The organism is Gordonia neofelifaecis NRRL B-59395 (assembly GCF_000192435.1).
Classification (GTDB): Bacteria; Actinomycetota; Actinomycetes; order Mycobacteriales; family Mycobacteriaceae; genus Gordonia; species Gordonia neofelifaecis.
Genome location: NZ_AEUD01000013.1, coordinates 12,651 through 38,065 on the forward strand (window position 1 = coordinate 12,651; position 25,415 = coordinate 38,065).

Here is a 25,415-nt window from a genome sequence, read left to right on the forward strand (position 1 = left end):
TCAGCGGTCCCCCATCTGAATGTAGTCACGCTCGGTGTAGCCGGTGTACAGCTGACGCGGGCGGCCGATCTTGGTGGTCGGATCGTTGTGCATCTCACGCCAGTGCGCGATCCAGCCGGGCAGGCGGCCGAGCGCGAACAGCACGGTGAACATGCGGGTCGGGAAGCCCATGGCCCGGTAGATGACGCCGGTGTAGAAGTCGACGTTCGGGTAGAGCTTGCGCTCGACGAAGTAGTCGTCGTGCAGCGCGACCTCTTCCAGGCCCTTCGCGATGTCGAGGAGCTCGTCCTCCACGCCCAGCGAGGTCAGGATCTGATCGGCGGTCTTCTTCACGATGGCCGCACGCGGGTCGTAGTTCTTGTAGACGCGGTGACCGAAGCCCATGAGCTTCACGCCGTCTTCCTTGTTCTTCACCCGGGTCATGAAGGCCTTGGTGTCGCCGCCGGAAGCGCGGATCTCGTCGAGCATCTCCAGCACGGCCTGGTTGGCGCCGCCGTGCAGCGGGCCCCAGAGCGCGTTGATGCCGCCCGAGATGGACGTGAACAGGTTGGCCTGCGACGAGCCCACCAGGCGCACGGTCGACGTCGAGCAGTTCTGCTCGTGATCCGCGTGCAGGATGAACAGCATGTCGAGGGCCTTGGCGACCTCGGGGTCCACCTCATACGGCTCCGCCGGGAAGCCGAAGGTCATCCGGAGGAAGTTCTCGACCAGGCTCAGCGAATTGTCCGGGTACAGGAACGGCTGGCCCTGCGACTTCTTGTACGCGTACGCCGCGATCGTCGGCAGCTTCGCGAGAAGTCGGATGGTCGCCAGTTCCACCTGCTCGGGATCCTTGGGATCGAGCGAGTCCTGGTAGTAGGCGCTCAGCGCGTTGACGGCGCTCGAGACCACCGGCATCGGGTGAGCGTTGCGCGGGAAGCCGTCGAAGAACCGCTTGAGATCCTCGTGCAGCAGGGTGTGCCGCTGAATCTTGTTTGCGAACTCGTCGAGCTGCGCGGCGGTCGGCAGCTCACCGTAGATCAGCAGGTAGCTGACCTCGATGAACGTCGACTTCTCAGCCAGCTGGTCGATCGGAATGCCGCGGTACCGCAGGATGCCCGCGTCGCCGTCGATGTAGGTGATGGCCGACTTGGTGGACGCCGTGTTGACGAAGCCGCCGTCGAAGGTCGTCATTCCGGTCTTGGCGAGGAACGGGCCCAGCGCGACCGAATCGCTACCCTCGGTGGCCTTCAGAATCGGCAGATCGATCTCGCCACCCGGGTAGGTGAACTTACCTGTCGTCTGTTCGGTCACGTCATTGTCAACGGACACACAAACCCCTTTAACTCGCGGGTGAGCAGTTGCTGGGTAACAACCTAGTCGTGGTTCGACTCGGACACCGCATGAGGGTCCCACCTCGGCGCCCGCGACGCTTGTCGCGTGCTCAGCTTACTCACATGTGGGTACCGTGTTGGAATGCGAGAGCTCCGAGCGGGCAGCGACGCCGTCCTGCTGGACTTCAGCACCGGCCGGGCACCCGAGGCCGAGGCGGCCCACGTCGCGAAGGCCCTGCGATCCGCACTCCACGACGGCGCGCTCGCGTCCTGCGACGTCGTCCTGAGCGCGCACACGATCCTCGTCGAGGCACTCCCCGGTGCCGGGCTCGACGAGCTGTCGGTTCTCCGCGTGGTGCATCGGGCCCGGCATTCGTTCACGGAGGCCCGGCGGAGCAACGGCCTCCCCGCGACGGCGGACCTGGAGATCCCGGTGGTCTACGACGGCGCCGACCTCGCGGAAGCGGCGCAACTCGCCGAGATCACCGAGACACAGTTGGCGGCAACACATTCCGCCGTTCTGTGGACCGTGCAGTTCATGGGCTTCGCGCCCGGTTTCGGCTATCTCGTACCCGCCGCGGGCACATCGCCCGAGCACGTGCGGACTCTCGCCAGGATCACCCGCCGCACCGAGTCCCGTCCGGTGGTGCCCGCGGGCTCCGTGGCGGTCGCGGCCGGCTACAGCGCCGTCTACCCCCGCAGCAGCCCCGGAGGCTGGTTCCTCCTGGGCACCACCGACGTCGCGATGTGGGACAGCGCCGCCGAGCCGCCGTCGCGGTTGACGGCCGGGATGACGGTGCGATTCCGTGCGGCGCAGCGCCCGCCGACAGAGGAGGAACGGTGAGACATCTCACTCCGTCCGACAGGGGTGGGCGCGAGCACGCGACTCTGACCGTCCTGTCCACCGGTCCGCTCGCCACCGTCCAGGACTTCGGCAGGCCCGGTCGGGCACATCTCGGCGTCCCCCGTTCGGGCGCCGCGGACCTGCCCGCACTCGCCCAGGCGAACCGACTCGTCGGCAACCCCGAGGGCGCCGCCGCAATCGAAGTGACGCTCGGCGGCTGGTCCGCGCGCGCAACGGGACGGATGCTCCTCGCCGTGACCGGTCCGGCTGTCCGGGTGACGATCGACGGCGTCGAGGCGGGCAGCCACAGCGCGATCGGGGTGCGCGACGGCGCCGTGGTCCGCGTCGACGCGCCCGTCCGAGGCTGTCGCAACTACGTCGCAGTGCGCGGCGGTTTCGACGTACTCGCCGAACTCGGTTCCCGATCGACCGACACACTGTCGGGACTCGGCCCCGATCCGCTGCGCGTCGGGGACGTCCTCGCCATCGGGTCCGATGAGAACGAGTGGCCGGCAAGCGGATTCGCCCCGGTCGGCAGCATCCCGGAGATCGTGTCGCTGGTCGCGGCGACGGGACCTCGCGACGACCGCGTCGTCGACGTGACCGTTCTCGGCGACGGCCGGTGGACCGTCTCCCCGGCCTCGAATCGGATCGGTGTCCGCCTCGACCGCGTCGCCGACGATCCGCCGGTCCGGCACCGCGACGACGTCCCCGAGATGCGAAGCGAGGGGGTGCCGCTCGGCGGCGTCCAGATACCGCCGAGCGGTCAGCCGGTCATCTTCCTCGCCGACCACCCGGTGACCGGCGGCTATCCGGTGGTCGCCGTCCTCACCGCCGAATCGGTGTCCCGCGCGGCCCAGCTGACGGCCGGGGACGAAGTCCGGATCGTGCTGCGCTGATCGACGGTGGTCGAGCGCGTCCGGATGATTGACTCAGCCTGAGACGAACAATAACCTTCGTCTCATGACGCAGGTGGCAGCCCCGACGGGCGAAGGACAGTTCGACGACGCCGACCGCTTCTCCGGCGCGCGATCCGCCGCCGAGATCCCCGCCCCCGGCCCCGACTCGGTGACCTGGCGCTATTTCGGGAGCTGGCGAGGCATGCTGATGGGCCTGTGGTCCGGGTCGATGCAGAACATGCACCCCAAGCTCGCCGCAGGCGTCTGGGACCACTCCGATTTCTTCGGCGAACGGTGGGAACGGCTGATGCGGTCGCTGTACCCGATCAGCGGCGTCGTCTTCGACCAGACCCCGGAGACCGGTCGTGCGGTCCGCGACTACCACCTCACGATCAAGGGCACGATGGACAACGGCGAGCGCTACCACGCGCTCGACCCGGACGTCTTCTACTGGGCGCACGCCACCTTCTGGTACGGCAACATCCGCTGCGCCGAGGCGTTCGGCCCGCCGATCTCCGAAGCCGACAAGCGCGCACTGTTCGAGGAGTCACGCGCCTGGTACGCCCAATACGGCGTCAGCATGCGTCCGTGCCCGGACACCTACGAGGAGTTCCTCGAGTACTGGGACCACATGTGCCGCCGGGTGCTTCGCGATCACGCCGCCGTCCGCACCGTGCTCGACATCACCACGCTCCCGCCGCCCCCATGGATGCGGGCGTGGATGCCGGACTGGTTGTGGCGCAAGCAGGTCGGCATCGTCGGACGTCTCTTCATGTGGATCACCACGGGCCTCTACGACGAGCCCGTCCGCGAGATGATGGGACTGACCTGGAGCGACTCCGACCAGCGCAGGTTCCGGATGTTCGGCAGGGCGGTCAACGCCGCCATGAGCCTGCCGCCGGCCCGATACGAGAAGCACCCCCGCCCGCGAGACGCCTTCGATCGCGTCGCCGGCCGGGTGGCCGCGAACGCACCGCTGCTCGAGAGTCCGACGCGGAACCTGCCGTCGGGCCCCGAACGCGATAACCCGATCCACTACTGCCCGGTGCACGCCGGACGCCGCGCGAATCTGCCGTGGCAGGACAACGAGGCCTGAACGCGGTCCGATGATGATTCCGCTAGCCCGGCGATGCCGCCGGGCGAGAACCACATCCGGGCCGAACCGCTCCGGGTTCGCTGTTTCGACCACGCGCCGGGGACTGAAGAAGGCAGTCTTTCAAGCAGAAAACCGCAGCCCGACGGAGGAGAACGCATGCCCGCACCACTGACTCACCGATCCGTCGACGTCGGCGACATCACGATGCACATCGCGGAACAGGGCGACGGCGATCCGGTGGTGCTGTGCCACGGGTTTCCCGGCCTCTGGTACAGCTGGCGCCATCAACTCGCCGCCCTCTCGGAGGCCGGGTATCGGGTCATCGCTCCCGACATGCGCGGCTACGGCGGAACCGACTCCCCTGCGGACCCGAGTCAGTACGACCGCAAGCACACCGTCGCCGACATGGTCGGACTGCTCGACGCCCTGGGCCTGGACGACGCGGTGTTCGCCGGGCACGACTTCGGCGCCCAACTCGTCTGGGACCTGCCTGCATGGGCGCCCGGGAGGGTCCGGGCCCTCATGCAGTTGAGCGTCCCCCGGACACCCCGGTCGCCTGTCCGTCCCACCGACGGGTTCCGCTACATGGCGTCGAAGCACTTCGTGCACCTGCACTATTTCCAGGAGTACGGCGTCGCCGACCGTGAACTCGGCGACCGCCCTCGCGAGTTCCTCACGAAGATCTTCCACGCACTCAGCGGCGCGAACCGCTACCTGGACTGCTGGGACTTCCCGTCGGAGGGCAACGGCTACCTCGACGTTCTGCCCGACCCGCCCGCGCTGCCGTGGTCGTGGCTGAGCGAGTCCGAATTCGACTACTACGCAGACGAATTCACGCGGACCGGTTTCACCGGCGGACTGAACTGGTATCGCGCGGACGACTACGTGTGGGAGCAGACCGAAGACCTTCACGACCTCCCGGTCACCGTCCCCACCACATTCATCGCCGGCGGGAACGACCCCGTGCTCGAAATGATGGGTGAGAACCCCTTCGACACGATGAAGGCGATGGTGCCGGGCCTGCGCTCGACCCTCGTCGTCCCCGGCGCCGGACACTTCGTTCAGATGGAGGCCGCCGACCAGGTCAACGACGCGATGATCGGGTTCCTGCGAGACCTCGACTGACCGAGCCGCTCCATGCGGCGGCGCCGTGGCCCCCTGCGCCACAACCCCGAATGCCGTCGCAGCACCCACCGACCACTCCTCCAGCCCCATGCCCCGGAAGCAACCCGTGCCGCCTGTACCGCGACGCGCTATGAAGTTCTCAAACAACCCGAGACGACCTCCGCGGCCACCTCCGCCCCTGCGCGGACTATGATATGGATCACCTCTGACAGAACGGGCGCACCCCGGGCGGCAGGAATCCCAGGCCCCCGGAGGCACGCCGACCTCACCTGTCCCCGGCACTCGGAACGACGATTCGTGTTAGATTTCCGATTCGAGCAATTCCGGGGGGGAGCCATGCCGATAATCGGCGGAATCGTACTGCTGATCTGGATCGCGGCGCTCGTCGACGCCATCGTCACCGACGAGTACCGAGTCCGCCATCTGCCCAAGGCGCTCTGGATTCTGATCGTGATCCTGCTGCCGCTGATCGGCTCGGTGCTGTGGTTGGTGATCGGCCGACCGGAAGGCGCCACGCCGCCGCCACGCACGACGGGGTTCCCCGAGTACGAGCGCCCCGAATATCGAGCGGCGATTCGGGCGCGCGATGAAGCCGAGTTCCGCCGTCAGACCCGTGAACGAGCCGAGGCGCAACGGCGCAAGGCCGGCGATTCCGACGCGACTGATCCCGACGAGCCGGACGATGGGCGAGCCTAGGCCGGACGCTCGCGCTCGCCGATCGTCACCCGATACCGCCAGAACACCGGCACCGCGAGCGTCGCGATCACGGTGAAGATCACCACCAGAACGCCACCGCCCGCGAAGGTCGCCGCGGTACCCGCGACGGCCGCGGCCGCACCGTGGGTCACGTCGGCGATGCGCGGCCCGCCCGCGACCACCACGATGAACACGCCCTGCAGGCGCCCCCGCACGTCGTCGCTGGCCGCCGACTGCAACATGGTCTGACGGAACGCCGCCGACGCCATGTCCGCCGCTCCGCCGACCATCAACGCGAGGACGACGATCGGCAGCACCGGCAGCATGGTGCCGTGCGCGAAGACCAGCACGCCGCCCGCGACGGCGATCGACACACCCCAGATCAGCACGCACAGCACCACGGCCCGCCCCTGCCGCTGCACGCGCGACACCCATCCCGACAGCACGCCGCCGACCACCGCACCCAGCGGAATCGCGATGAACAGCAGGGCGAAGGCGACGCCGCCGTCGGCCGGCCCGCCGAAGCTCTCGTGCGCGATCTGCGGGAACAGGGCGCGCGGCATGCCGAAGATCATCGCGATCAGGTCGATCACGAATGACATGAGCAGCACCGGGTGTCCCTTGAGGTACACGAGGCCGTCGACCACCGAGCGGAAGCCCGCGGTCGGCCGATCATGCTCGCCGCCGGAGTGCTCCGGCGGCAGCGGCGGCAGACTGATCACCGCCCACAGCGTCGCGAACAAGCAGATCGCGTCGACGAAGTAGAGCGTCGAGAAGCCGAGGACCGGGATCAACGCGCCGCCGACCAGCGGGCCCGCGATGGCTCCCGCCTGCATCACCGTCATGTTCAGGGAGTTCGCGGCGGGCAGTCGCTCCAGCGGCAGGATGCGCGGCAGCACCGCGGTGCGCGTCGGCTGGTTGACCGCGAAGAACGCCTGCTGACATGCGAAGATGCCCAGCAGCAGCCACACGTTGTCGATGCCGGAAGCGGACTGCGCCCAGAACGCGGCCGACGTGACGATCAGGCCGACGGTGGTGATCGTCAGGATCCGTCGGCGGTCGAAGGTGTCGGCGAGTGCGCCGCCCCACAGACCGAACACCACCAGCGGAACGAGTCCGAAGACGCCGCTCAGTCCGACGTACGCCGAGCTTCCGGTGATCGCGTACAACTGCGCAGGCACCGCGACGATGGTCAGCTGCGCACCGATGACGGTGACGATGTTGGCGGTCCACAACCGCCGGAAATAGACGTTCTGCAGCGGCCGGGTGTCGGCCAGGATTCCCCGCGCCATCAGGGCTGGAGGCGCTCGGTCCGCCACCCTTCCGACGTCCGCACCGCCCGCGCCCGATTGTGCAGCCGGTTGGCACGCCCCTGCCAGAACTCCACGACCTCGGGCTCGATCCGGTACCCGCCCCAGGCAGGCGGCACCGGGACCGGCTCACCGTCGTCCGCGCCGCCGAACCGCTCGGCCGTCGCAGCTGCGGCGGCCTCCAGCTCGGCTCGCGAGCCGATGGGCTGCGACTGCGCCGACGCGTACGCCGACAGCTGCGACCCCCGCGGTCGAGAGTTCCAGTACCGCAGGGTCTCCTCGGCGTCCACCTTCACGACACGGCCGCGGAAGTGAACCTGACGTTCCAGAGCGATCCATGGAAAGGTCGCCGACGCATACGGATTCGTCGCCAGGGCCCGGCCCTTCTGCGACTCGTAGCCGGTGAAGAAGACGATGCCCGCGTCGCTGACGCCCTTGCACAGCACCGTGCGGGTGGCGGGATGCCCCTGCTCGTCTACGGTGCCGACGACCATCGCGTTCGGCTCCGGGATCCGCGCGGCGACGGCCTCGGCGAGCCAGGTCTCGAACAACGACCGCCACGGCGGGTCGCCGACGAACCACGAGGGATCGAGATTCGCCGACATCCCGTCGGCGCCGGATTCGCTGTCGCCGCCTGCTGCATAACCGACTCGCATACTCGGCAGGTCTACCAGCTTTTTCACGATGTGCATGCTACTTCCACTTCAGACGACGAGCCGATCGGGCAACCCGACCGCGCTCGCCGACGACTCCGGCACCTCATCGCCCGTCACCCGCCGGTACGCCTGTCCGACGAGGTCGATCGGCTCACGTCATGATCTGGCGCGTGGCGGAGTGGTCTGGCCGTTCGGTCGACATCCGAGGCGAGGCGAGGCCCGCCTCTCTGCCTCGGAGCCGCTGCCGATCCACCCGGGATCAGCCTGACCCCGAGCTCGGCGGCCGCCGCGGCCGTCGCATTGGCGACCGGGCGCGGCAAGGCGGTCCAGATGCACAGTCCGCCGACGCCCCGCACCGGCACCGCACCGGGCAGATGCTCGGCGATCGCGTGCATGGCGGCCGCCCGCTGCTCGCGAAGCCGGGCCCGGCGCGCAGGCAGGAAGGCCTCCAGGTTGGCCAGCGCGTACTGCGCGGCGAACTGTTCGAACACCGCACCGCCGAGGTCCGACTCGTAGCGAGCCAACGCGTACGTGTCCGGCCGGCCGTCGACGCGGATCCAGCCCACCCGCAGACCCGGCCACACCGTCTTGCTCGCCGATCCGAGGGTGATGATCTGCGCTCCCGGCGGCGCGAAGCTCGCGAGCGGAGGCGGCGCCATCACGTCGAGACCCAGTTCGACCATCGTCTCGTCCACCACGACCGGGACCCGGTGTCGCGCGGAGATCTCGCCCAGTCGGATGCGGCCCGCCTCGTCGAGCAGCAGGCCGGTCGGATTCTGGAAGTCCGGGATCACGAAGATCAATCGCGGCCGCTGCAGCCGCACGACCGATTCGAGCTGATCGAGATCCCAGCCGTATATCGGGTGCAGACCGACGGTGACCGCCCGGGCACGATGCCGGGCCAGCGCCAGGATGGTGCCGTGGTGCGTGGGCTGCTCGAGCAGGATGCGGTCGCCGGGGCAGACGTGGGTGTCGAGGACCAGCCGGAGCGCATGCTGCGCGCCCGACGTCACGAGAATCTGATCGGCATCGGTCGGCAGCCCGCGTTCGGTGTATCGCCGGGCGATCGTCTCGGTGAGCGCGCGCAGCCCGTTGGGGTAGAGCCCGGTGCCCGCGAGGTAACTCGGCGCGCACTCCAGCGCGTGGCGGAAGCCGTCGTGGACGATCTGTTCGGGGGCCGCGGGCGCCGCGATGTTGAGCTTGATCATGTCGGCCTCCGCACCGAGGTCGAGCGGCTCGGCCGGCACCTGGACCGGCAGGCTCAGCACGCTGCGGGCGCCCTGGCGGGAGAGCAGATGGCCGCTCTCGCGCAGCGCGGCGTACGCGGCCGCGACCGTGGTCCGCGACACCCCGAGGACCTCCGCGAGGGTGCGTTCGCTCGGCAGTGCGGTGCCGACTGGAACGCGGCCGTCGAGCACCAGGACCCGGAGTCCGTCGGCCAGCGCCTGATAGCCCGGCCGCGGCCCCGCTGGGCGCCAGGACCCGAGATGACGTGCCAGCGCTGTCGCACCGATTGCACCGGTAGGAGCGATCATGAGTCCAGTGTTTCACAACTGGCTATGGATTCAAATGCCAGTTGGTCGCACAGTGGGTTCATGCTCAAACGACTACTGGCTCTGGCCGTCGGCCTGGTTCTCTACGGCGTCTCGATGTCGATGATCCTGCACGCCGGACTGGGAAACATCCCGTGGGACGTGCTGCACCAGGGCCTCGCGAATCAACTCGGACTCTCGGTCGGGACCGTCACGATCATCGTCGGTGCCGTGGTCCTGGTCACCTGGCTTCCACTGCGGCAACGCCCCGGCTTCGGCACCGTCGCGAACGTGGTCGTCATCGGGCTGGCGTTCGACGCCGCCACGCCGTACCTGCCCGACCACCCGAAAGCGGCGATCGCGATCCCGATGATGCTCGCAGGCATCGTCGTCAACGCCTTCGCGACCGCGCTGTACATCGGCGCGCGCCTGGGCCCCGGCCCACGCGACGGACTGATGACCGGCATCGTCGCGCGCACCGGCTGGTCGGTGCGGGTGGTGCGTACGGCGCTCGAAGCGCTCGTCGTGGTGATCGGCGTCCTCCTCGGCGGCGACTTCGGAATCGGAACGGTCCTGTACGCCGTCACCGTCGGCCCCCTGATCCAGTGGTTCGCCGCACTGATGCACGTCGACCGAGCGGTCGCGGGCGATACCTCCGTCACCGGCGAGATCCCGCAGACCGGGAACGACGACAGCGCGCGCGACCCTCACCCGCCTAGCGTCGAATCCGTTCCCACCGTCGAGAGGTCGTCGCCGTGCACACCGCATTCATCAAACTGAGAGTCCACGCCGATCACGCCGATCGTGCCGCCGATGCGATGCGCGGGCTGGTGCAGCCGGTGTCGGCCGAGCCCGGGTGCATCACCTATGAGTTCTATCGGGACCTCGACGATCCGTGCCTGTTCCACTGCTTCGAGCACTGGACCAGCAGGCAGGCCCTCGACGACCACGGCAGCACCCCGCACATCCGGGCGTTCCTCGACGAGTTCGGGCCGCACATCGAGCTCTGGGAGTCGCACCACACGGCCGCCCTCGACTGAGCGCGTCGCCCGCCTCTGGTGATCGTCAGCCCAGGTCGCGACGCTCCCACAGATACGCGGCGCCGACGGCGAACACCACCGCGACGAGCGCCGGAATCACCAGCGGCATCGCCTGCACCGCCTGCAGCGGGATCATCGGCACGTGCGTGAACGGCGAGATGTCGCGCACCCACTGCGGCAGTCCGAGCATGCCGCCGAACGGCCCGAGCAGCCACGAGGCGACGAGCAACGGCCAGCCGACGATCGCGAGGCGTCCGTCGATCGCATACAACAGGACGGCGAGTGCGATGGTCGCAGCGGCCGCGGGCAGCGACGCCGCGGCCATCCCGAACACGGTCCGTGCGGTGGATCCCCAGCCCGCGCCCGCCAGTCCGGCGCCCACCAGGATCGACGTCGGCGCCGCGATCATCACGGCCACGATGGCACCGCCGACCATCGACGACTGTGTCCAGAAATACCGCCGTCGCGAGACCGGCGTGGCCAGCAGCACCTCCAGGCGGCCGCTGGTCTCCTCCGAGCGCCAGCGGATGACCAGCGAGACCCCGGCTCCGACCGCCGCGACGGCGAGGAACGCGGTCATCGTCGACAGGAAGATCTGCGTCAGGGTGCCCCCCGCCCCGGATGATTCGAGGAAGTCGGTCATCGCCTTGTTGCTCCCCGCAAGAGACTCCACCTGGTTGGTGACGACGCCGATGATCACGCCGTACGCCGCGATGCCACCTGCCCAGGAGAAGACGATCGACCGACTCTGCCGCCAGACCAGCACCAGGGGCGAACGCAGACCCGGACCCGTCGCCGGCCCCGGCCGCACCGCGAGGACGCCCGAGCCGAGATCGCGGCGCCTGCGGACCACCGGCGCGAACGCCAAACCGGCGGCGAAGACCACGAGCGAGGCCGACGCCGGCCACAGGTTGTTGGAGTCGAAGGGTTCGACCGCCTCGGCCCAGCCGACCGGTGAGGTCCACCGCAGCCACGATGCGCCGTCGACGGTGTCGGCCACACCGCGCAGGACGTATCCGACGAGCACCACGGTCGACGCCGCCAGGTTGGCCGAGTGCGCGGATGGGAAGACCTCTGCGGCGACCACCGCGAGCCCGATCGCCGCCAGACCGGTGCTCAGATATTGCGCGAACACCGCGATCAACGACATCGCGTCGGCACCGTCGACCGACAGCAGGGTGAGCGCCATCGCCGCGGACACCGCGATGACGAACCCGATCACCACCGTGACCGCGGCGACGGCAGGCGCCACCGGTCCCACGGCGCCCGCCAGCGTCAGCTCCGTCCGGCCCGCCTCTTCCTCCTTGCGCGTCAGGCGGACCACCGCCATCGCGGCGCACACTCCGAGGGAGGCGACCATGAACAGTCCGGCACGCCACGACGCGAGCGCGGCGAGCGAGTCGGCGTCCGGAACGGCGCCGAGCAGGAAGCGGAACGCCGCGTTGGTGCCCGCGGTCAGCCGCAGGGCCTGTTCCTGCGCGGGATCGCTCGCCAGATTCTGAATCGTTGCGGCCGTCGACAGGTTGATGACGGCGAACAGGACGACGGTGGCCGGAACGATCACCCGCTCCCGTCGCACGTCCATCCGCGCCAGCAGCCCCCAGCGCGTCGCGGCTGCGGTCATGCCCCCACCTGGTCCTGATCGCTGTAGTTCTGCAGGAACAACTCCTCCAGGCTCGGCGGCTCGATCGACAGTCTCGTGACTCCCGCTTTCGAGAGCTCGGCGGTGACCGCGGACAGCGCCTCGTCGTCGACGGTGAAGGTGATCTCGCCGTCGGCGGTCGTCTCGAGGTCGTGCACACCCGGAAGTGATTCGAGGGCGGCGGCGCGAGCCAGTTCCGCGGTCACCCGTGACCGCCTCAGGTGGCGCAGATCCTCGAGCCTCCCCGTCTGAACGGTCCGGCCCGCCCGGATGATCGTCACCGAGCTGCACAGGGCCTCGACCTCGGCGAGCAGGTGCGACGACATGAGGACCGCGGCACCGCGCTCCGCCCGCTCCGCGACGCACCGCGTGAACTCCCGGGTCATCAGCGGATCGAGTCCCGACGTCGGCTCGTCCAGCACCAGCAGATCGGTGTCTGCGGCGAAGGCGGCGACGAGCGCCACCTTCTGCCGATTGCCCTTGGAGTACGACTTCGACTTCTTGGTCGGATCGAGTTCGAATCGGTCGATCAGCGTCGCGCGGGCGGGTGTGCGGTCCGGGTCGATCCCGCGCAGGCGGAGCAGCAGATCGATGCACTCGCCGCCCGTCAGCTGCGGCCACAGCGTCACATCACCCGGCACGTAGGCCAGTCGGCGATGGATGGCGACCGCGTCGCGGTGCGGGTCCGCCCCGAACACCGCAGCCTGGCCGCCGTCCTGGCGAAGCATGCCGAGCAGGATGCGGATGGTCGTCGACTTGCCGGCACCGTTGGGCCCCAGGAATCCCGCGACCTCACCGGCGGCGACACTCAGATCGAGCCCGTCGAGTGCGGCGAACGAACCGAACCTCTTCTGCAGTCCCCGCACATCGATCACCTTCGATGTCGTCATACCCTCACCTTCGACGCGCTGTGAAACCTCCACGCATATCGTGCTCCGTCCGTCGCCCGAAAGCCGTCCAACCGACGAGATTCCCGCCCGGCCCGGGTGAGCCGTCCCACGATCGTCACCCGGCGACTCGACGGAGTCGACCAGGGCTGTTTTAGAATCGTGACCATGACCGACACCGCGATCACGCTGCCCGCCGAACTCCTTCCCGCCGACGGCCGTTTCGGCTGCGGCCCGTCCAAGGTCCGCCCCGAGCAGCTGCAGTCGCTGGTCGACACCGGCGCCTCGGTGTTCGGCACCAGCCACCGTCAGGCCCCGGTCAAGAACGTCGTCGGTGCCATCCGGGAGGGCCTGACCCAGCTGTTCTCCCTGCCCGACGGCTACGAGGTCGTTCTCTCCAACGGCGGCACCACCGCCTTCTGGGACGCCGCCGCCTTCGGTCTCATCCGCGAGCGTGCACTCAACTTGACCTACGGCGAGTTCTCGTCCAAGTTCGCGACCGTCTCCAAGAAGGCGCCCTTCCTGCAGGACCCCAAGGTCATCTCGACCGACCCGGGCACCGCCCCGGACCCCGCCGCACTGACCGCCGACGACGTCGACGGCGTCGACCTCATCGGCTGGGCGCAGAACGAGACCTCCACCGGCGTAGCCGTCCCCGTGCTCCGCCCCGCCGCCGCGGGCGACGCGCTGGTCGCCATCGACGCCACCTCGGGTGCGGGCGGTCTGCCCGTCGACATCTCCCAGACCGACGTCTACTACTTCGCACCGCAGAAGAGCTTCGCCTCCGACGGCGGCCTCTGGGTCGCGATCATGAGCCCGGCCGCGCTGGCCCGGATCGAGGAGATCAACGCATCGGGTCGTTGGTGCCCCGAGTTCCTGTCGCTGCCGACCGCCGTCGACAACAGCTCCAAGAACCAGACCTACAACACGCCGGCGCTCGGTTCGCTGCTGCTGTTCGCGAACCAGATCGAGTGGATGAACGCCGGCGGCGGCCTCGACTTCTGCACCGGCCGTACCGCCGACTCCAGCTCGCGCCTCTACGACTGGGCCGAGGCCAGCTCGTTCGCCGGCCCGTTCGCCGACGCCGCGCACCGCAGCCAGGTGGTCGGCACCATCGACTTCGACGACTCGGTCGACGCGGCCGTCGTCGCGAAGACGTTGCGCGCCAACGGAGTCGTCGACACCGAGCCGTATCGCAAGCTCGGCCGCAACCAGCTCCGCATCGGCATGTTCCCGGCCATCGACCCCGAGGACGTCACCAAGCTGACCCAGTGCATCGACTACATCGTCGAGCGCCTCTGATCCGCTGACCCCAGTCCCGAAACGCTGCCCGCCGGCCACTCCGGCGGGCAGCGTTTCGTCGTGGTGTCGGGCCGTGCCCGCCTCGTGGACGACGGTCACACTTGCACATTCACCGCGTGTCCACCCACCGTTCGGCACAGAAATTCACTAGGCTGGACGCAATGTCCGCGTACCTGGTGACCGGAGGAGGAGTCGATGCGCGAACTTCATGCCGATCGCGCCGACTCAGAGGGTGCGTTCATCTTCGTCATGGATCTGGACTCGGGCGAGGAGTTCCAGATCCCGATCGACAACACTCTGCGGACGCTGGTGCATCCGCCGGAGCCCATCGAGCCCGATGAGCCCGCCGAGCCGGACCCCGAGGACGCTCCGGCGGTCGAAGCACCGCCCGCCCTCACCCTGACCCCCCGCGAGATTCAGGCTCGCGTACGCTCCGGCGCGACGGTGGAGGAACTGTCCGAGGCCACCGGCGTCGGCGTCGACAAGATCAATCGCTTCGCGCACCCGGTGATCCTCGAGCGGAGCCGGGCGGCAGAGCTGGCTCGCGCCTCCCATCCCATGGGCGTCGACGGCCCCGTCGCCGGGACGCTCGGCGAGATCGTCGCCGAATGTCTTGTGCTACGCGGTAATTCACCCCAGAACGCGGAATGGGACGCATGGCGGACCGAAGCCGGCCAGTGGGTGGTCCAGGTGTCCCCCGATCCCGACGCCGACTCGTTCGCGCATTGGCGTTTCACGCCCGGCGCTCATGGCGGCACCACCGACCCGATGGACGATCTCGCCGTCGAACTCACCGAACCGGAGCTGGCGAGGACGGTGCGACGGCCCGCGGTCGTCGCTGTGCCGGAACCGCCGACGCGCGAGGTCACCGAGGACGGGCACGAGTACGTCACGGTCAACGCCGACGACCTCACCGGCGAGCAGACGCACCGGCAGGATCCGTTCGGCGAAGTGCTGGACCTGCGGTACCGGGACGAGCGTCCGGTGGAAGGCCCGGCGGCACAAGAGGACTCGGACTCGACCCCACGGCACCGCAGCAAGCGCGCCAAGCCTACAGTTCCTGCGTGGGAGGACGTGCTGCTCGGCGTACGGAGCCACCCGAACGAATGACGCGACTTGGAGGCTCGGTGCTGCCGAACATTACTGCCCTCTGGTTCATCGACTGCCCCGATCCGGCAGCGGAGCTGGCCGCCGGGGCGTACATCGAACCGGACAAGACCACCGACTTCATCGAGCAGGCGTTCGCCGACACCGAGATCACCCCGATCGGCACCTCGGATCTCGCCGCCGTCGTCGACGGCCCCGACAATCGGGTCTTCGCAGCTCATTTCGGTTCACTGGCGGTCCTGGCGGGTACGAGTCTGCGGACCGCCGACCCGACCGAACTGACCGGCTACCTCGACGATCTCGGCGTCGGCCACTCGTGGGCGGTCATCTCGCTCGACCCGGACACCGACACCGGTTGCTTCGCCCGCTGGCACGACGGCGAGATGCAGCGCGCCTTCGTCGGCACGCCCACCGTCATTCGCGCGGACGTCGGCCTGCCCTATCCGTTCGAGGGTCCGTTCTGGGCCGGCGAGCATCCGCAGACGCACGCCTCCGGCGATCCGCTGGCTCTCCCCTTCCATCCCGGCGAACTCGCGGACGCGGCTCACCTCGCCTGGTTCGGGTTCGGATTCCACACCAACGCCGAGGGCGCCGTCGACCCGGCCCGCGTCCCGGTCACCGTGTACCGGATCGGTCCCGACGACGGCCGGGACGGCTTCATCGAGTCCTCGGTGTCACTGCGGGCCGACAACCCGCCGCGCGGCGATGCCGACTCGACGTCCGAGGACGCGGCCGAGACCGCACCCATCAGCGCGCAGGGCGCGAGTCCATCGGACGACGAGACCTCGCCCATCGCCACGACGGCACCGATCGCCACGACGGCCGACTCGGCTCCGGCGTCCGACGAGCCGTCGTCGAGGACGCCCGGCCCGATCTCACGCTATTTCGGCTTCCGCGGCCGCCTGTAGAGTCCGTCTCCCGCATCCGCGTGGTCCGGCAAGGAACGCGGTGCCCCGGACACCGCGACGGACCTCGATCTACGCGGATCCGGAGCGTCCCCTAACGGACCACTTCGAGCGGCCCTTCCTCGGGTGTCGGCGGCTCGAACCGCTCGAAGTACTCCGTCGCCGTCTGCTCGGTCAGCGGCCAATCGTCCGCCTGCCTGCCGTGTCGGTCGCCGACGCGACTCACGATGGTCTCGAGGTCGGTCGCGAGGTAGACGGTCGTCGGCACGATCCCCGCCGGTGCAAGCAGTTCGCGGTACTGATCACGTTGGCGCCGGAACCAGAAGCCGAAGTCGAGTACGACGTCGTTCCCCGCCGCGACGAGGCACAGCAGACGGCCCTTCAGGTCCGCCGCCACCTCGGCGACCACCTCCGCGGACGGCATCGTGGTGATCCCGCGGTCCCAGAACTCCACCTCGAACGACAAGCGCGTCCACCCGTCGCGCTCCAGGCGCTTGGCGTACGTCGTCTTGCCCGCGCCACCGGGCCCGCACATCATCACGACGCGGGATGTTCGAGTCGTGTCCGTTGCCACCGGGCAAACCCTACGCGCCGCCACCCGGCCGACGGGTCACTCGCTCAGCGCGCACAAGGTCGACCGATCACGGTCTATCAAGGCCGAATGACGTCCGAGGTACCGTCAGCGGTCAACCCTGTGCGGAAACCGCTGGGCGGTAGCTCGTGCTGTCGTTCAGCGGAGCCGCCTACACCCGAGCGCGCTCGTAGAACGCCACTGCGGCGGCCGTCGCGACGTTGAGCGAATCCGTACCGCGGCTCATCGGAATCCGGGCCCGGACATCGCAACGACGCATCGTGTGCTCGGCCAGGCCCGGTCCCTCGGCGCCGACGAGGAAGGCGACCTTGCCGCCCGACACCGCGCCCGCGAGCGGGACGCTGCCCTCTCCCGGCGTCAACGCGACGGTGGTGAACCCCGAGTCCCGGAGTACGTCGAGGTCGCCGGGCCAGTCCTGCGATTTGGCGAACGGCACCAGCAGGGCATGACCCATCGAGACGCGCACGCACCGGCGGTACAGCGGATCGGCGCAGCCCGCGCCGAAGACCACCGCGTCGACGCCCAGTCCGGCCGCATTGCGGAAGATGCTGCCGATGTTCTCGTGATCGTTGACGCCCTCCAGAACGGCGACTGTCCGCGCGTGCTCGATCACGTCCACGACCGTCCGCTCGACGGGACGTCGGGCGGCGGCCAGGACGCCGCGATTGAGATGGAAACCGATCACCTCGGCCATCACCTCGGCGGACGCCCGGTAGAACGGCACGCCCCGCAACGACGGGTCCCGCAGATCCGCATCCAGTTCGCCCATCCGCCGGTCCACTCCGAAGAAGGCGTGCGGGGCGAACCTCGAGGCGATCATCCGCTGCGCGACCAGCACGCCCTCGGCGATCACCAGCCCCTTGCCGACGCGTCCGCCGGGCAGGGCGGGCACGTCCGGGCGACGGTCCACCGAGTTGAGGTCCCGGAAGTCGTCCACGCGAGGATCCGACGGGTCGACGATGTCGATCACGTCCACGGCGAGGCCGTCGCCTGCGAGGCCTGAGTCTGTCGAGTTCACCCGTCAACGGTGCCATATCGTCCCCGGTCAGCGACGGCCTGCATCCGCCCGCGTGAGCCCTGGCACACTGGACTGGTGAACAATCAGTCGTCCGGCCCCGTCGATCCGTTGTCCCTCGAACGACCGAGGGGCACCGACTGGCCCGAGATCCTCGCCATCGACGCCCGCGCGTTCGCGCTGCCGAAGCCGCTGCCAGCCGACGAGATGATCGAATTCCGCAACCGAGCGGGCGAGGGCGACACCGTCGTCGTGCGCGACACCGCTTCGGAGGGTCAGCCGATCGTCGCGGTCTCGCTGTACTTCCCCGTCCCCGTCACCGTCCCCGGCGGAGCCGCGGCGACCACCGCGGGACTGTCCTGGGTGTCGGTGTCGGCGACGCACCGCCGCCGCGGTCTCCTGCGCCGGATGATCACCGAGCAGTACCGCACGTGGCGGGAACGCGATTTCCCGCTCGCCACGCTGACCGCCTCCGAAGGCGGCATCTACGAGCGTTTCGGCTTCGGCCCGGCGATGTTCGCGCACCGGATCCGGGTCGAGCCGGCGGCCGCGCAGTTCCGCACACCGGCGCCCGCCGACTCGCGCGTCCGTTACGGCAGCACCGAACAGGTCGTCCGGCACGTGCCCGCGGTGCATCGAGCGTGGGCCGCAGGCCGCAACGGCGCCATCACCCGTCCGGACACGTGGTGGCCGTCGATCATCGCCGACCGCAACTTCCGTCGTAACTCGCAGACCAGCGGGCTGCACTACCTGCTCCACGCGGACGGCTACGCCGCGTACCGCATCGACGCTCGGGACAAGACCGCGATCGTCGAAGACCTCGTCTACACCACCCCGCAGGCGCACACCGATCTGTGGCGCGTGCTCACCAGCCTCGATCTGGTGTCCGCGGTGACGGCGTCGATCCCCGTCGACGACCCGCTGCCGCACAAGCTGGTGAACGCCCGCGCCCTGGAGGTCCAGGGACGCGCCGATCAGCTGTGGGTGTCGATCCTCGACGTGGTCGCGGCGCTGGAACTGCGCACCTACGCCGCCGACGGCGACCTCGTCCTCGATGTCACCGACGGTTTCGGCGATCGGGCCGGGCGGTACCGGCTGACGGTCGCGGGCGGTCGTGCGACGGTGACCCGCACCGACGACGACGCGCAGATCGGGATCGACATCGCGACCCTCTCGAGCATCTACCTCGGCGGGATCAGCGTGCGCGAGATGACCGCGGCCGACCGCATCGACGCCGACTCGGCCGCCGCGTCGACGCTGGCCTCGATGTTCGCCGTCGACGAGGCGCCGTTCGCCGGGACGTTCTTCTGAACGGCCCGGCCGATCAGCCCGAGATCAGGCTCTCGATCGGCCCGCGCGCGAAGTAGACGATGAACAGCGCCGCGACGATGTAGAGCAGCGGGTGCATCTGGCGCCACTTGCCGCGGGCGACGCCGAGGACCACCCAGCTGATGAAGCCGACGCCGATGCCGTTGGCGATCGAGTAGGTGAACGGCATGACGACGATGGTCAGGAACGCCGGGAGCGCGACCTCGAACCGGGTGAAGTCGATGTCGCGGATCTGGCCCATCATCAGCGCGCCCACGACGACCAGCACCGGCGAGACGGCTTCCATCGGGACGACGCTGTACAGCGGGGTGAAGAACATCGCGCCCAGGAACAGCACGCCGGTGACCACATTGGCCAGACCGGTGCGCGCCCCTTCGGCGATACCCGCCGACGACTCGACCAGCACGGTGTTCGACGACGCCGACGCCGCACCGCCGACGATGGCTCCGGTGCCCTCGACGATCAGCGCCTTGCCCATACCCGGAAGGTTGCCGTCGGCGTCTGAGAGACCGCCTTCCTTGCCCAGACCGGTCATCGTGCCCATCGCGTCGAAGAAGTTCGACAGCAGCAGGGTGAACAGGAAGACGCACGCGATCAGCGCGCTGACATTGTTGAACTCACCGGTGAAGGCACCGAAGAGGTCGACGTCGCCGACGAGTGCGAAGTCGGGCATGCCGCCGATGCCGCTGGGCAGCTTGGGGACGTTCATCGCCCATCCGCCGTTGCCCTCGGACGCCGGCCCCAGATGCATGATGCTCTCGACGATGATCGACGCCACGGTCATCACGATGATGCCGAGCAGCAGCCCGCCCGGGACCTTGCGGACCATGAGGATCGCCATCAGCAGCACACCGATGACGAAGATCAGCGTCGGGACGGTCGTGATCGATCCGTCGTCGCCGAGCTGGACCGGCGGCGATCCCGCACCCTCGGGGCGGGTCACGAAGCCCGCGTTGATGAATCCGATGAACGCGATGAACGCGCCGATGCCCGCGGCGATCGCCGACTTGATCTCGGACGGGACCGCGTTGAACACCGCGGTGCGCACGCCGGTGAAACCGAGGATCACGATGATGACACCGTTGATCACCACCAGGCCCATGGCCGCGGGCCAGCTCATCTGCGGGGCGATCGTGACCGCGAGCAGACTGCTGATGCCGATGCCCGCAGCGATGCCGAACGGATAGTTGGCGACGAGCCCGAACACCACCGACATCACGCCGGCCGCCAGAGCCACCACCGCCGCCACCTGGAGCATCGGCAGGACGTTGCCGAGCGAGTCGGCGTTCATCGGTTGTCCGGGGACGCCGCCGATGATGATCGGAGTCAGCACCACGATGTACGCCATCGTGAAGAACGTGACCAGACCGCCGCGGATCTCGCGGCCCACGGTCGACCCCCGCTCACGGATCTTGAAATAGCGATCGAGTACGGATGGCGAGGCCTTCGGGGGCGTGGGGTCGTCCGCCTCCTGCGGATCGGTGTCGACCGGATCGGTCATCGGCTGGTCCTTCACGGTGTCGAGGAAGAGTTCGCATAATTGTTGCGCATGACCGCCGCTTTCGGTGCACCGCGGGCGCGAAAGCTACCCTGAGGTCATGTCAGACGAGCCGCAGATTCCTCAGCTTCCGGCGAAGCTTCGCGCTCCCGAACCGGTGATCGTCGTCGGCATGCTCGTGTGGGCGGCGGCCACGCTGGTCGTGTGGCTCACCGACCTCGGCTCCGACCGTGCACTCGCCGTCTGCCTCGTCGGGCTCGGCGTCGGAGTGTTGGGAACGGGCGTCGTCCTCCTGCAGAAGGCCGCGGTCCGTCGCGGTTCCCGCGGCGCTCAGGAGGGGTTGGACGTCCGCTGACCCGATCCTGATCGCGGCTGTCCGGCCTTCGTCGTCATCCGCTTGGTCCCCACCCGCAGGAGTGCGGGTCGTCGAACCAGCTGTGCGTGCGTGACCAGGCACATCAGGATCCACAGGACGCCGAACAGCCAGCCGAAGACCACGTCGGACATCCAGTGGACGCCGAGGTACACGCGGCTCAGGCCGATGAAACCGATCAGCACCGGTACCCAGAGCAGGATCAACGGCCGGTCGCGAACCCACGGGTACAGCCGGAACAGGATCACCGCGGAGAGCCCGTAGACGATGGTGCTCAGCATCGCGTGCCCGGATGGGAACGAGGCACCGCCGACGTCGATGAGCCGGTCCTCGATCGGTGGTCGGCCACGCGCGAACAGCAGTTTCAGCAGGAGCATCAGCACGTAGCCGCTGAGACCGCCGAAGACGATCAGCGCTGACAGGTCGATGCGGTTGCCCATCCAGGCCAGCACGAACACGCCGATGACCACCAGGACGAGCGTCAACGTGTCACCGAACACCGTCACCAGTTGAACCACGGACGTCAGCGGTTCATGGCGCGATTCCACCACCCAGTTCGTGATGCGGTCGTCGATCGGAAACTGCTGCACTGATGCCTCTCCGGGGAGCCGGTCGTTCGCGGCTCACCGTACTGTCTTATCGCACATCGCCGGTCACGTGTGTCCGGACCGGCCCCGGCTCAGATGCACGACGCCGTCATCGGTGACCCAGCGCGGGATCCGCTGCCGCCGCGTCCGGTCGTCGTCGGTGATCTCGACGTGCAGGTCGTCGTGGATCCGGACCTGGCGGGCGGTGGTGAGCCCGGCCGCAGCGAGCAGTCGCACCGCTTCAGCGGAGTCGGCGTCCACCGCGTCGCCGCCCGGGTCGGGCAGCACCTGACAGACGGCGTCGGCGGTCGGCGCGTCGACGAGGTCGGCGAGGACCGCCGCCGCCGCGCTATCCGGGGGCAGTCCGGGCAGCACCGCGCGCTCCGGCGGGATCACGTCCACCCACCACGGGGCACCGATCACCACCGGATCGTCGGTCGTGGTTCCGGCGACGGTTCGTAACCGGTCCGGCGGATCGACGTCGGCCACTCGGAATGCGCCGTCGACCACCGCGGCCACCAGTGCCGCGTGGGCACCGACCGCGACGCCGCTCGGCACGGCCCGGTCCGGGTCGGCCAATGCGGCGAGGCGATCGCTCGCGTCGGCCGCGTCATCCGGTGCCGGGCCGGCGAGCAGTCCCGCCGCCGCCACCGGGACCTGGACGGGGTCGAGGAGCCCGCGCAGGCCGACATCGTCGACTCCGCGGAGCCGACGGAGCGGCACCCCGTCGATCTCGGCGTACCGGCGCAGCCACCACCGCGTGTAGCCGCCGGTCAGCAGCGGCGCGGTGTGGTCGTCGGAGGCGAGGAGTTCGAGGGCGGCCGGCCAGCGCGCCGGATCGACGAGGTCGAGGTCCCGGACCGCGTGCAGCTCGTCCGGCGGGACCTCGTGCGAATCCCACCACTCCTCCTCGTCGGGGAGATCGTGCTCGGGCGCCACGGGCGCCGGATCGTGCACGACGGTGAAGCCCCAGCCCACTCCCAGCCGCCGCAGCGCGTCGCGCCCGTACCGCTCGACGACCTCGTCGGCCACCGTCCCGAACGGCGAGTCGGCGACGAGCACCTGCGCCAGCGGGCTGTCGGGCAGCAGCAGTTCGTCGGCGGGCCAATGATCGCCGTCGGCCCCCCGCAGTTCGAGCGAGCCGAGGTCGGCGGGGGCGGTGCCTGCGTGCGGAAGTCCGAGGATTCGCAGCACGGCGTCGACGAGCACGTCGTCGTCGGAGTCGTCGATCGCGGCGGCGAGTTCCGGCAGTGCGAGTGCCTGCTCCGGCGAGATGCGCGTCAATCCCAGCCGTTCAAGCAGCGGATCGTAGGCGTCGGGCGCGACGGTGGGCACCCAGCTCACGACGGGCGGGTCAGCGAGCTCTTCGAGGCCGTCGATCAGGAACAGTCCGCGGCCACCGACGTGCATGCGGCCGTCGGCTCGCGGGACCGGCAGCGTCGCGAGTTCTTCGGCGGCGCGCGCGTCGGGAACGAAGCCGGACAGGGCCGCGTAGAGCCGCGCCCACCAGTCATGATCGGCACCGCTCGACCCGGACAGCAGCTCTGCGACGTCGGCCAGGCCGATCTCGCGCGCACCGAGTCCGACGAGCAGGGAGGCGGTCACGCGATCGCTGACGTCGGGATGCGCCAACGGCTCAAGCACCTCCGACAGCAGCTCGGCCAGCTCGGCGGTGATGCCGGGGAACACCCACGTCCGGTCGGGCGACAGGGCTTCCCCGGTCGCCGACGGCACCCATTGCGCGACGGCCAGTTCCGATCGCACCGCCTCGCGAAGCACCCCGTCCACACCTCCGGCGGGCAGTGCGGGCGGCGGCACGAGGACCTGCTTCTGGTCGTCCGGCGCCAGCGCGACGAGTTCGGGGTATCCCGCGGCGGCGGCCGCGATGTCGGCGTCCGGGTGCAGTTCCCGGCGATCGGGCGTCAACGGCAGATCGGCGATCACCCGGGCGGGCAGCGTCAGCTCGATGTCCGTCGCCGTGGGACTGCGCAGCACGTCGCGGCCGAGCGGCACCACCCTGCCGTCCCGCACAGACGCGAGCCAGCGGGTGCGCTCCGTCCGCGCGATCAGCCAGCGCCGGTGCTCGACGCCGTCGCGCGAGACCACCACGGTGTCGGTGTCGTCGCGTCGTTCGAAGGTGTGGGCGCCGACGACGATCCGATCGATCGCCTGCAGTTCCAGCAGCAGATCCGGGGCCTGCCCGGCCGCCGCGGCGACCAGCTCGCCTGCGACGTCGTCGTCGACCGCGAGGATCACCTCGGTGTCGAAGCCCGGCGACGGCGATGCATCCGACGGCCAGGCGAGGCGCTGGGCGGGCAATCGATCGAGCGCCGCGTCGGCGGCGACGGCGGCCACCGCGTCTCGGGTACGCGCGGCGTCGAACTCGATGGACCCGCTCGTCGACGCCACGACCACCCGCGGGGCGAGCGACGTGGCCCGAAAGCCCATGCCGAACCGGCCGACGGTCGTGCCGTCGTCGCCGTGCTTCGGGGAGACCCGCAAGGCGGTCAAGGAGCGCACTCCCGCCGCGGTGAGCGGAGCACCGGTGTTCGCGACGTGGACCGACCGACCGTCGGCCCACACCGCCACATGTCCGACGATGCCCGCCGCGCTCGCCGCGTCGGCGGCATTCGCTATCAGCTCGGTGAAAAGCCTGTCGCGGTAACCGATCTCGAGGAGCTCGGCCTCGGCTGCGGCGTCCTCTGCCAGCCGGGTGGGCGACGACTGCCAGCCGCGCAGGGTGGCACGGCGCAGGTCGGCGGTCCCGAAGGGATCCGCGGGATCAGGCTCCGGCAGCGCCATCGGCTGCCGGGGCTGCGGGCAGCGTCACGATCTCGACGGCACCGTCGTCGAAGGCGTCGTATGCGGGACTGCCGTTGCCCGCGGCGGGACGGACGTCGGAGTGCGCGCCGCAGCCGTACTCGGCCGAGACCGCCCGGCCGTCGGCCGCGAGTTCGTTGGCGCAGACGCCGAACGCACCGTGCAATGCCCCCGCGATCGGCAGATAGAAACCGCAGGTGCCGCAGGAGTGCCGCGCGTTCCGGGCCATCGCTGAGTCGGGGCCGAACTCACCGTCGTACCAGCGCTGCGCGGCGTCGGCGCGCCCGTCGAACGAGAGCAGCCGCTTGCGGCCCAGACCGATCTCGGCGGACACCTGGCCCACCTGGTCGGCGTCGATCGGGTCGATGTCGAGTGTGTCGATCTGGCCCGGCACGAGGCGCGGATCGTCGACGGGAGCCGCCAGCAGATCGCCGGGGCCGAGATCGCCCGGGGCCACGCGATCCACCCACGGCACCCATTCGGGAGCGAGGAGGGCGCCGTCGCCCGGAAGCAGCACCGTCTCGCTGACCGTCAACTCCGCGGAGTCCGGCGCACCGGCGACGACGACGCACCACTGCCAGCCCCGATAGCCGGGGACCTGTGCCGCGAAGTAGTGGGTGGCCGCGTATTCACCCTCCGCACGAGCTCCCAGATGTTCGCCGGGCGTCTCACCGTCGGCGACCAAAGCGTCCCGCGCAAAGGCGACGGCATCCACCAGGGCGCCGTTCTCGAATGCAACACTCACCCTTCCAGTGTGCAATAGCCACCCGCCGGAATGCACGTCAGGCACCTTTCCCGAGGATTTTCGACCCGGATGTCCCCCGGACGAACTGCCCTGAGCCGCCTG

The 25,415-nt window shown here is 69.5% G+C and carries 24 protein-coding genes; 12 read left to right on the forward strand and 12 right to left on the reverse strand.

What is annotated here, in order from left to right:
• Entirely contained in the window at positions 1–1,311 is a 1,311-nt protein-coding gene (locus SCNU_RS14275; protein ID WP_083812612.1) for a citrate synthase, read from the reverse strand.
• Positions 1,312–1,455: 144 nt separating this feature from the next.
• Between SCNU_RS14275 and SCNU_RS14280 the strand changes: the two genes are divergently transcribed.
• The 5 genes from SCNU_RS14280 (at position 1,456) to SCNU_RS14300 (ending at position 5,973) form a co-directional block, all read left to right on the forward strand.
• Complete coding sequence (locus SCNU_RS14280) at positions 1,456–2,157, forward strand: 5-oxoprolinase subunit B family protein (RefSeq protein WP_009680097.1); 702 nt, start codon at positions 1,456–1,458, stop codon at positions 2,155–2,157.
• Positions 2,154–3,056, forward strand: a complete 903-nt coding sequence (locus SCNU_RS14285) for a 5-oxoprolinase subunit C family protein (RefSeq protein WP_009680098.1) — start codon at positions 2,154–2,156, stop codon at positions 3,054–3,056. Before SCNU_RS14280 ends, SCNU_RS14285 begins: the two co-directional genes overlap by 4 nt.
• A gap of 64 nt (positions 3,057–3,120) precedes the next feature.
• Complete coding sequence (locus SCNU_RS14290; RefSeq protein ID WP_009680099.1) at positions 3,121–4,152, forward strand: oxygenase MpaB family protein; 1,032 nt, start codon at positions 3,121–3,123, stop codon at positions 4,150–4,152.
• 156 nt (positions 4,153–4,308) lie between these two features.
• On the forward strand, positions 4,309–5,277 hold the full coding sequence (locus tag SCNU_RS14295; protein ID WP_009680100.1) for an alpha/beta fold hydrolase: 969 nt from the start codon (positions 4,309–4,311) through the stop codon (positions 5,275–5,277).
• 336 nt (positions 5,278–5,613) lie between these two features.
• A complete protein-coding gene (locus SCNU_RS14300) occupies positions 5,614–5,973 on the forward strand; it encodes a PLDc N-terminal domain-containing protein (protein ID WP_009680101.1) in 360 nt (119 codons plus the stop codon).
• Here the strand turns inward: SCNU_RS14300 and SCNU_RS14305 are convergent.
• From SCNU_RS14305 to SCNU_RS14315, 3 genes are all read right to left on the reverse strand, one after another.
• Positions 5,970–7,265 (reverse strand): MFS transporter, encoded by a 1,296-nt coding sequence (locus SCNU_RS14305; RefSeq protein WP_009680102.1) that lies wholly within the window; start codon positions 7,263–7,265, stop codon positions 5,970–5,972. The genes SCNU_RS14300 and SCNU_RS14305 overlap by 4 nt on opposite strands.
• Complete coding sequence (pdxH, locus tag SCNU_RS14310; protein WP_040518506.1) at positions 7,265–7,975, reverse strand: pyridoxamine 5'-phosphate oxidase; 711 nt, start codon at positions 7,973–7,975, stop codon at positions 7,265–7,267. Before pdxH ends, SCNU_RS14305 begins: the two co-directional genes overlap by 1 nt.
• A gap of 77 nt (positions 7,976–8,052) precedes the next feature.
• On the reverse strand, positions 8,053–9,474 hold the full coding sequence (locus SCNU_RS14315) for an aminotransferase-like domain-containing protein (protein WP_009680104.1): 1,422 nt from the start codon (positions 9,472–9,474) through the stop codon (positions 8,053–8,055).
• Between the two features lie 60 nt (positions 9,475–9,534).
• On the opposite strand from SCNU_RS14315, the gene yczE reads away from it, so the two are divergent.
• The gene (gene yczE, locus SCNU_RS20655; RefSeq protein WP_009680105.1) at positions 9,535–10,251 is read left to right on the forward strand and encodes a membrane protein YczE; all 717 of its coding nucleotides are present in this window, start codon (positions 9,535–9,537) and stop codon (positions 10,249–10,251) included.
• Positions 10,227–10,511: a putative quinol monooxygenase gene (locus SCNU_RS14325; protein WP_009680106.1), complete on the forward strand. Its 285-nt coding sequence runs from the start codon at positions 10,227–10,229 to the stop codon at positions 10,509–10,511. The genes yczE and SCNU_RS14325 overlap by 25 nt, the downstream gene beginning before the upstream one ends.
• A 25-nt stretch (positions 10,512–10,536) precedes the next feature.
• Here SCNU_RS14325 and SCNU_RS14330 read toward each other — a convergent pair whose 3' ends face one another.
• Positions 10,537–12,135 carry an ABC transporter permease gene (locus SCNU_RS14330; RefSeq protein ID WP_009680107.1) on the reverse strand — a complete coding sequence of 533 codons (1,599 nt, stop codon included), beginning with the start codon at positions 12,133–12,135 and terminating at the stop codon, positions 10,537–10,539.
• Positions 12,132–13,043: an ABC transporter ATP-binding protein gene (locus tag SCNU_RS14335; RefSeq protein WP_009680108.1), complete on the reverse strand. Its 912-nt coding sequence runs from the start codon at positions 13,041–13,043 to the stop codon at positions 12,132–12,134. Before SCNU_RS14335 ends, SCNU_RS14330 begins: the two co-directional genes overlap by 4 nt.
• A gap of 165 nt (positions 13,044–13,208) precedes the next feature.
• On the opposite strand from SCNU_RS14335, the gene serC reads away from it, so the two are divergent.
• From serC to SCNU_RS14350, 3 genes are all read left to right on the forward strand, one after another.
• Entirely contained in the window at positions 13,209–14,342 is a 1,134-nt protein-coding gene (gene serC / locus SCNU_RS14340) for a phosphoserine transaminase (protein WP_009680109.1), read from the forward strand.
• Between the two features lie 195 nt (positions 14,343–14,537).
• A complete protein-coding gene (sepH, locus tag SCNU_RS14345) occupies positions 14,538–15,452 on the forward strand; it encodes a septation protein SepH (RefSeq protein WP_009680110.1) in 915 nt (304 codons plus the stop codon).
• Positions 15,449–16,357, forward strand: coding sequence for a DUF6928 family protein (locus SCNU_RS14350; protein WP_238526452.1), 909 nt, complete (start codon positions 15,449–15,451; stop codon positions 16,355–16,357). The genes sepH and SCNU_RS14350 overlap by 4 nt, the downstream gene beginning before the upstream one ends.
• 91 nt (positions 16,358–16,448) lie before the next feature.
• On the opposite strand, the gene SCNU_RS14355 is transcribed toward SCNU_RS14350, so the two are convergent.
• Positions 16,449–16,928 (reverse strand): P-loop nucleotide/nucleoside kinase family protein, encoded by a 480-nt coding sequence (locus SCNU_RS14355; protein WP_238526453.1) that lies wholly within the window; start codon positions 16,926–16,928, stop codon positions 16,449–16,451.
• A gap of 169 nt (positions 16,929–17,097) precedes the next feature.
• Positions 17,098–17,964, reverse strand: coding sequence for a TrmH family RNA methyltransferase (locus tag SCNU_RS14360; RefSeq protein ID WP_009680113.1), 867 nt, complete (start codon positions 17,962–17,964; stop codon positions 17,098–17,100).
• 75 nt (positions 17,965–18,039) lie between these two features.
• Between SCNU_RS14360 and SCNU_RS14365 the strand changes: the two genes are divergently transcribed.
• The gene (locus tag SCNU_RS14365) at positions 18,040–19,272 is read left to right on the forward strand and encodes a GNAT family N-acetyltransferase (RefSeq protein WP_009680114.1); all 1,233 of its coding nucleotides are present in this window, start codon (positions 18,040–18,042) and stop codon (positions 19,270–19,272) included.
• Positions 19,273–19,285: 13 nt separating this feature from the next.
• On the opposite strand, the gene SCNU_RS14370 is transcribed toward SCNU_RS14365, so the two are convergent.
• Complete coding sequence (locus tag SCNU_RS14370) at positions 19,286–20,791, reverse strand: NCS2 family permease (RefSeq protein WP_009680115.1); 1,506 nt, start codon at positions 20,789–20,791, stop codon at positions 19,286–19,288.
• A 97-nt stretch (positions 20,792–20,888) separates the two neighbouring features.
• Between SCNU_RS14370 and SCNU_RS14375 the strand changes: the two genes are divergently transcribed.
• Complete coding sequence (locus SCNU_RS14375) at positions 20,889–21,143, forward strand: DUF2530 domain-containing protein (RefSeq protein WP_009680116.1); 255 nt, start codon at positions 20,889–20,891, stop codon at positions 21,141–21,143.
• Here the strand turns inward: SCNU_RS14375 and SCNU_RS14380 are convergent.
• From SCNU_RS14380 to SCNU_RS14390, 3 genes are all read right to left on the reverse strand, one after another.
• Positions 21,119–21,751, reverse strand: a complete 633-nt coding sequence (locus SCNU_RS14380; protein WP_009680117.1) for a phosphatase PAP2 family protein — start codon at positions 21,749–21,751, stop codon at positions 21,119–21,121. The two genes, SCNU_RS14375 and SCNU_RS14380, sit on opposite strands and share 25 nt — an antisense overlap.
• Before the next feature lie 63 nt (positions 21,752–21,814).
• Positions 21,815–24,550, reverse strand: coding sequence for a sacsin N-terminal ATP-binding-like domain-containing protein (locus SCNU_RS14385; protein ID WP_009680118.1), 2,736 nt, complete (start codon positions 24,548–24,550; stop codon positions 21,815–21,817).
• Positions 24,531–25,313 (reverse strand): DUF3027 domain-containing protein, encoded by a 783-nt coding sequence (locus tag SCNU_RS14390; protein WP_009680119.1) that lies wholly within the window; start codon positions 25,311–25,313, stop codon positions 24,531–24,533. Before SCNU_RS14390 ends, SCNU_RS14385 begins: the two co-directional genes overlap by 20 nt.
• Positions 25,314–25,415: the final 102 nt, after the last annotated feature.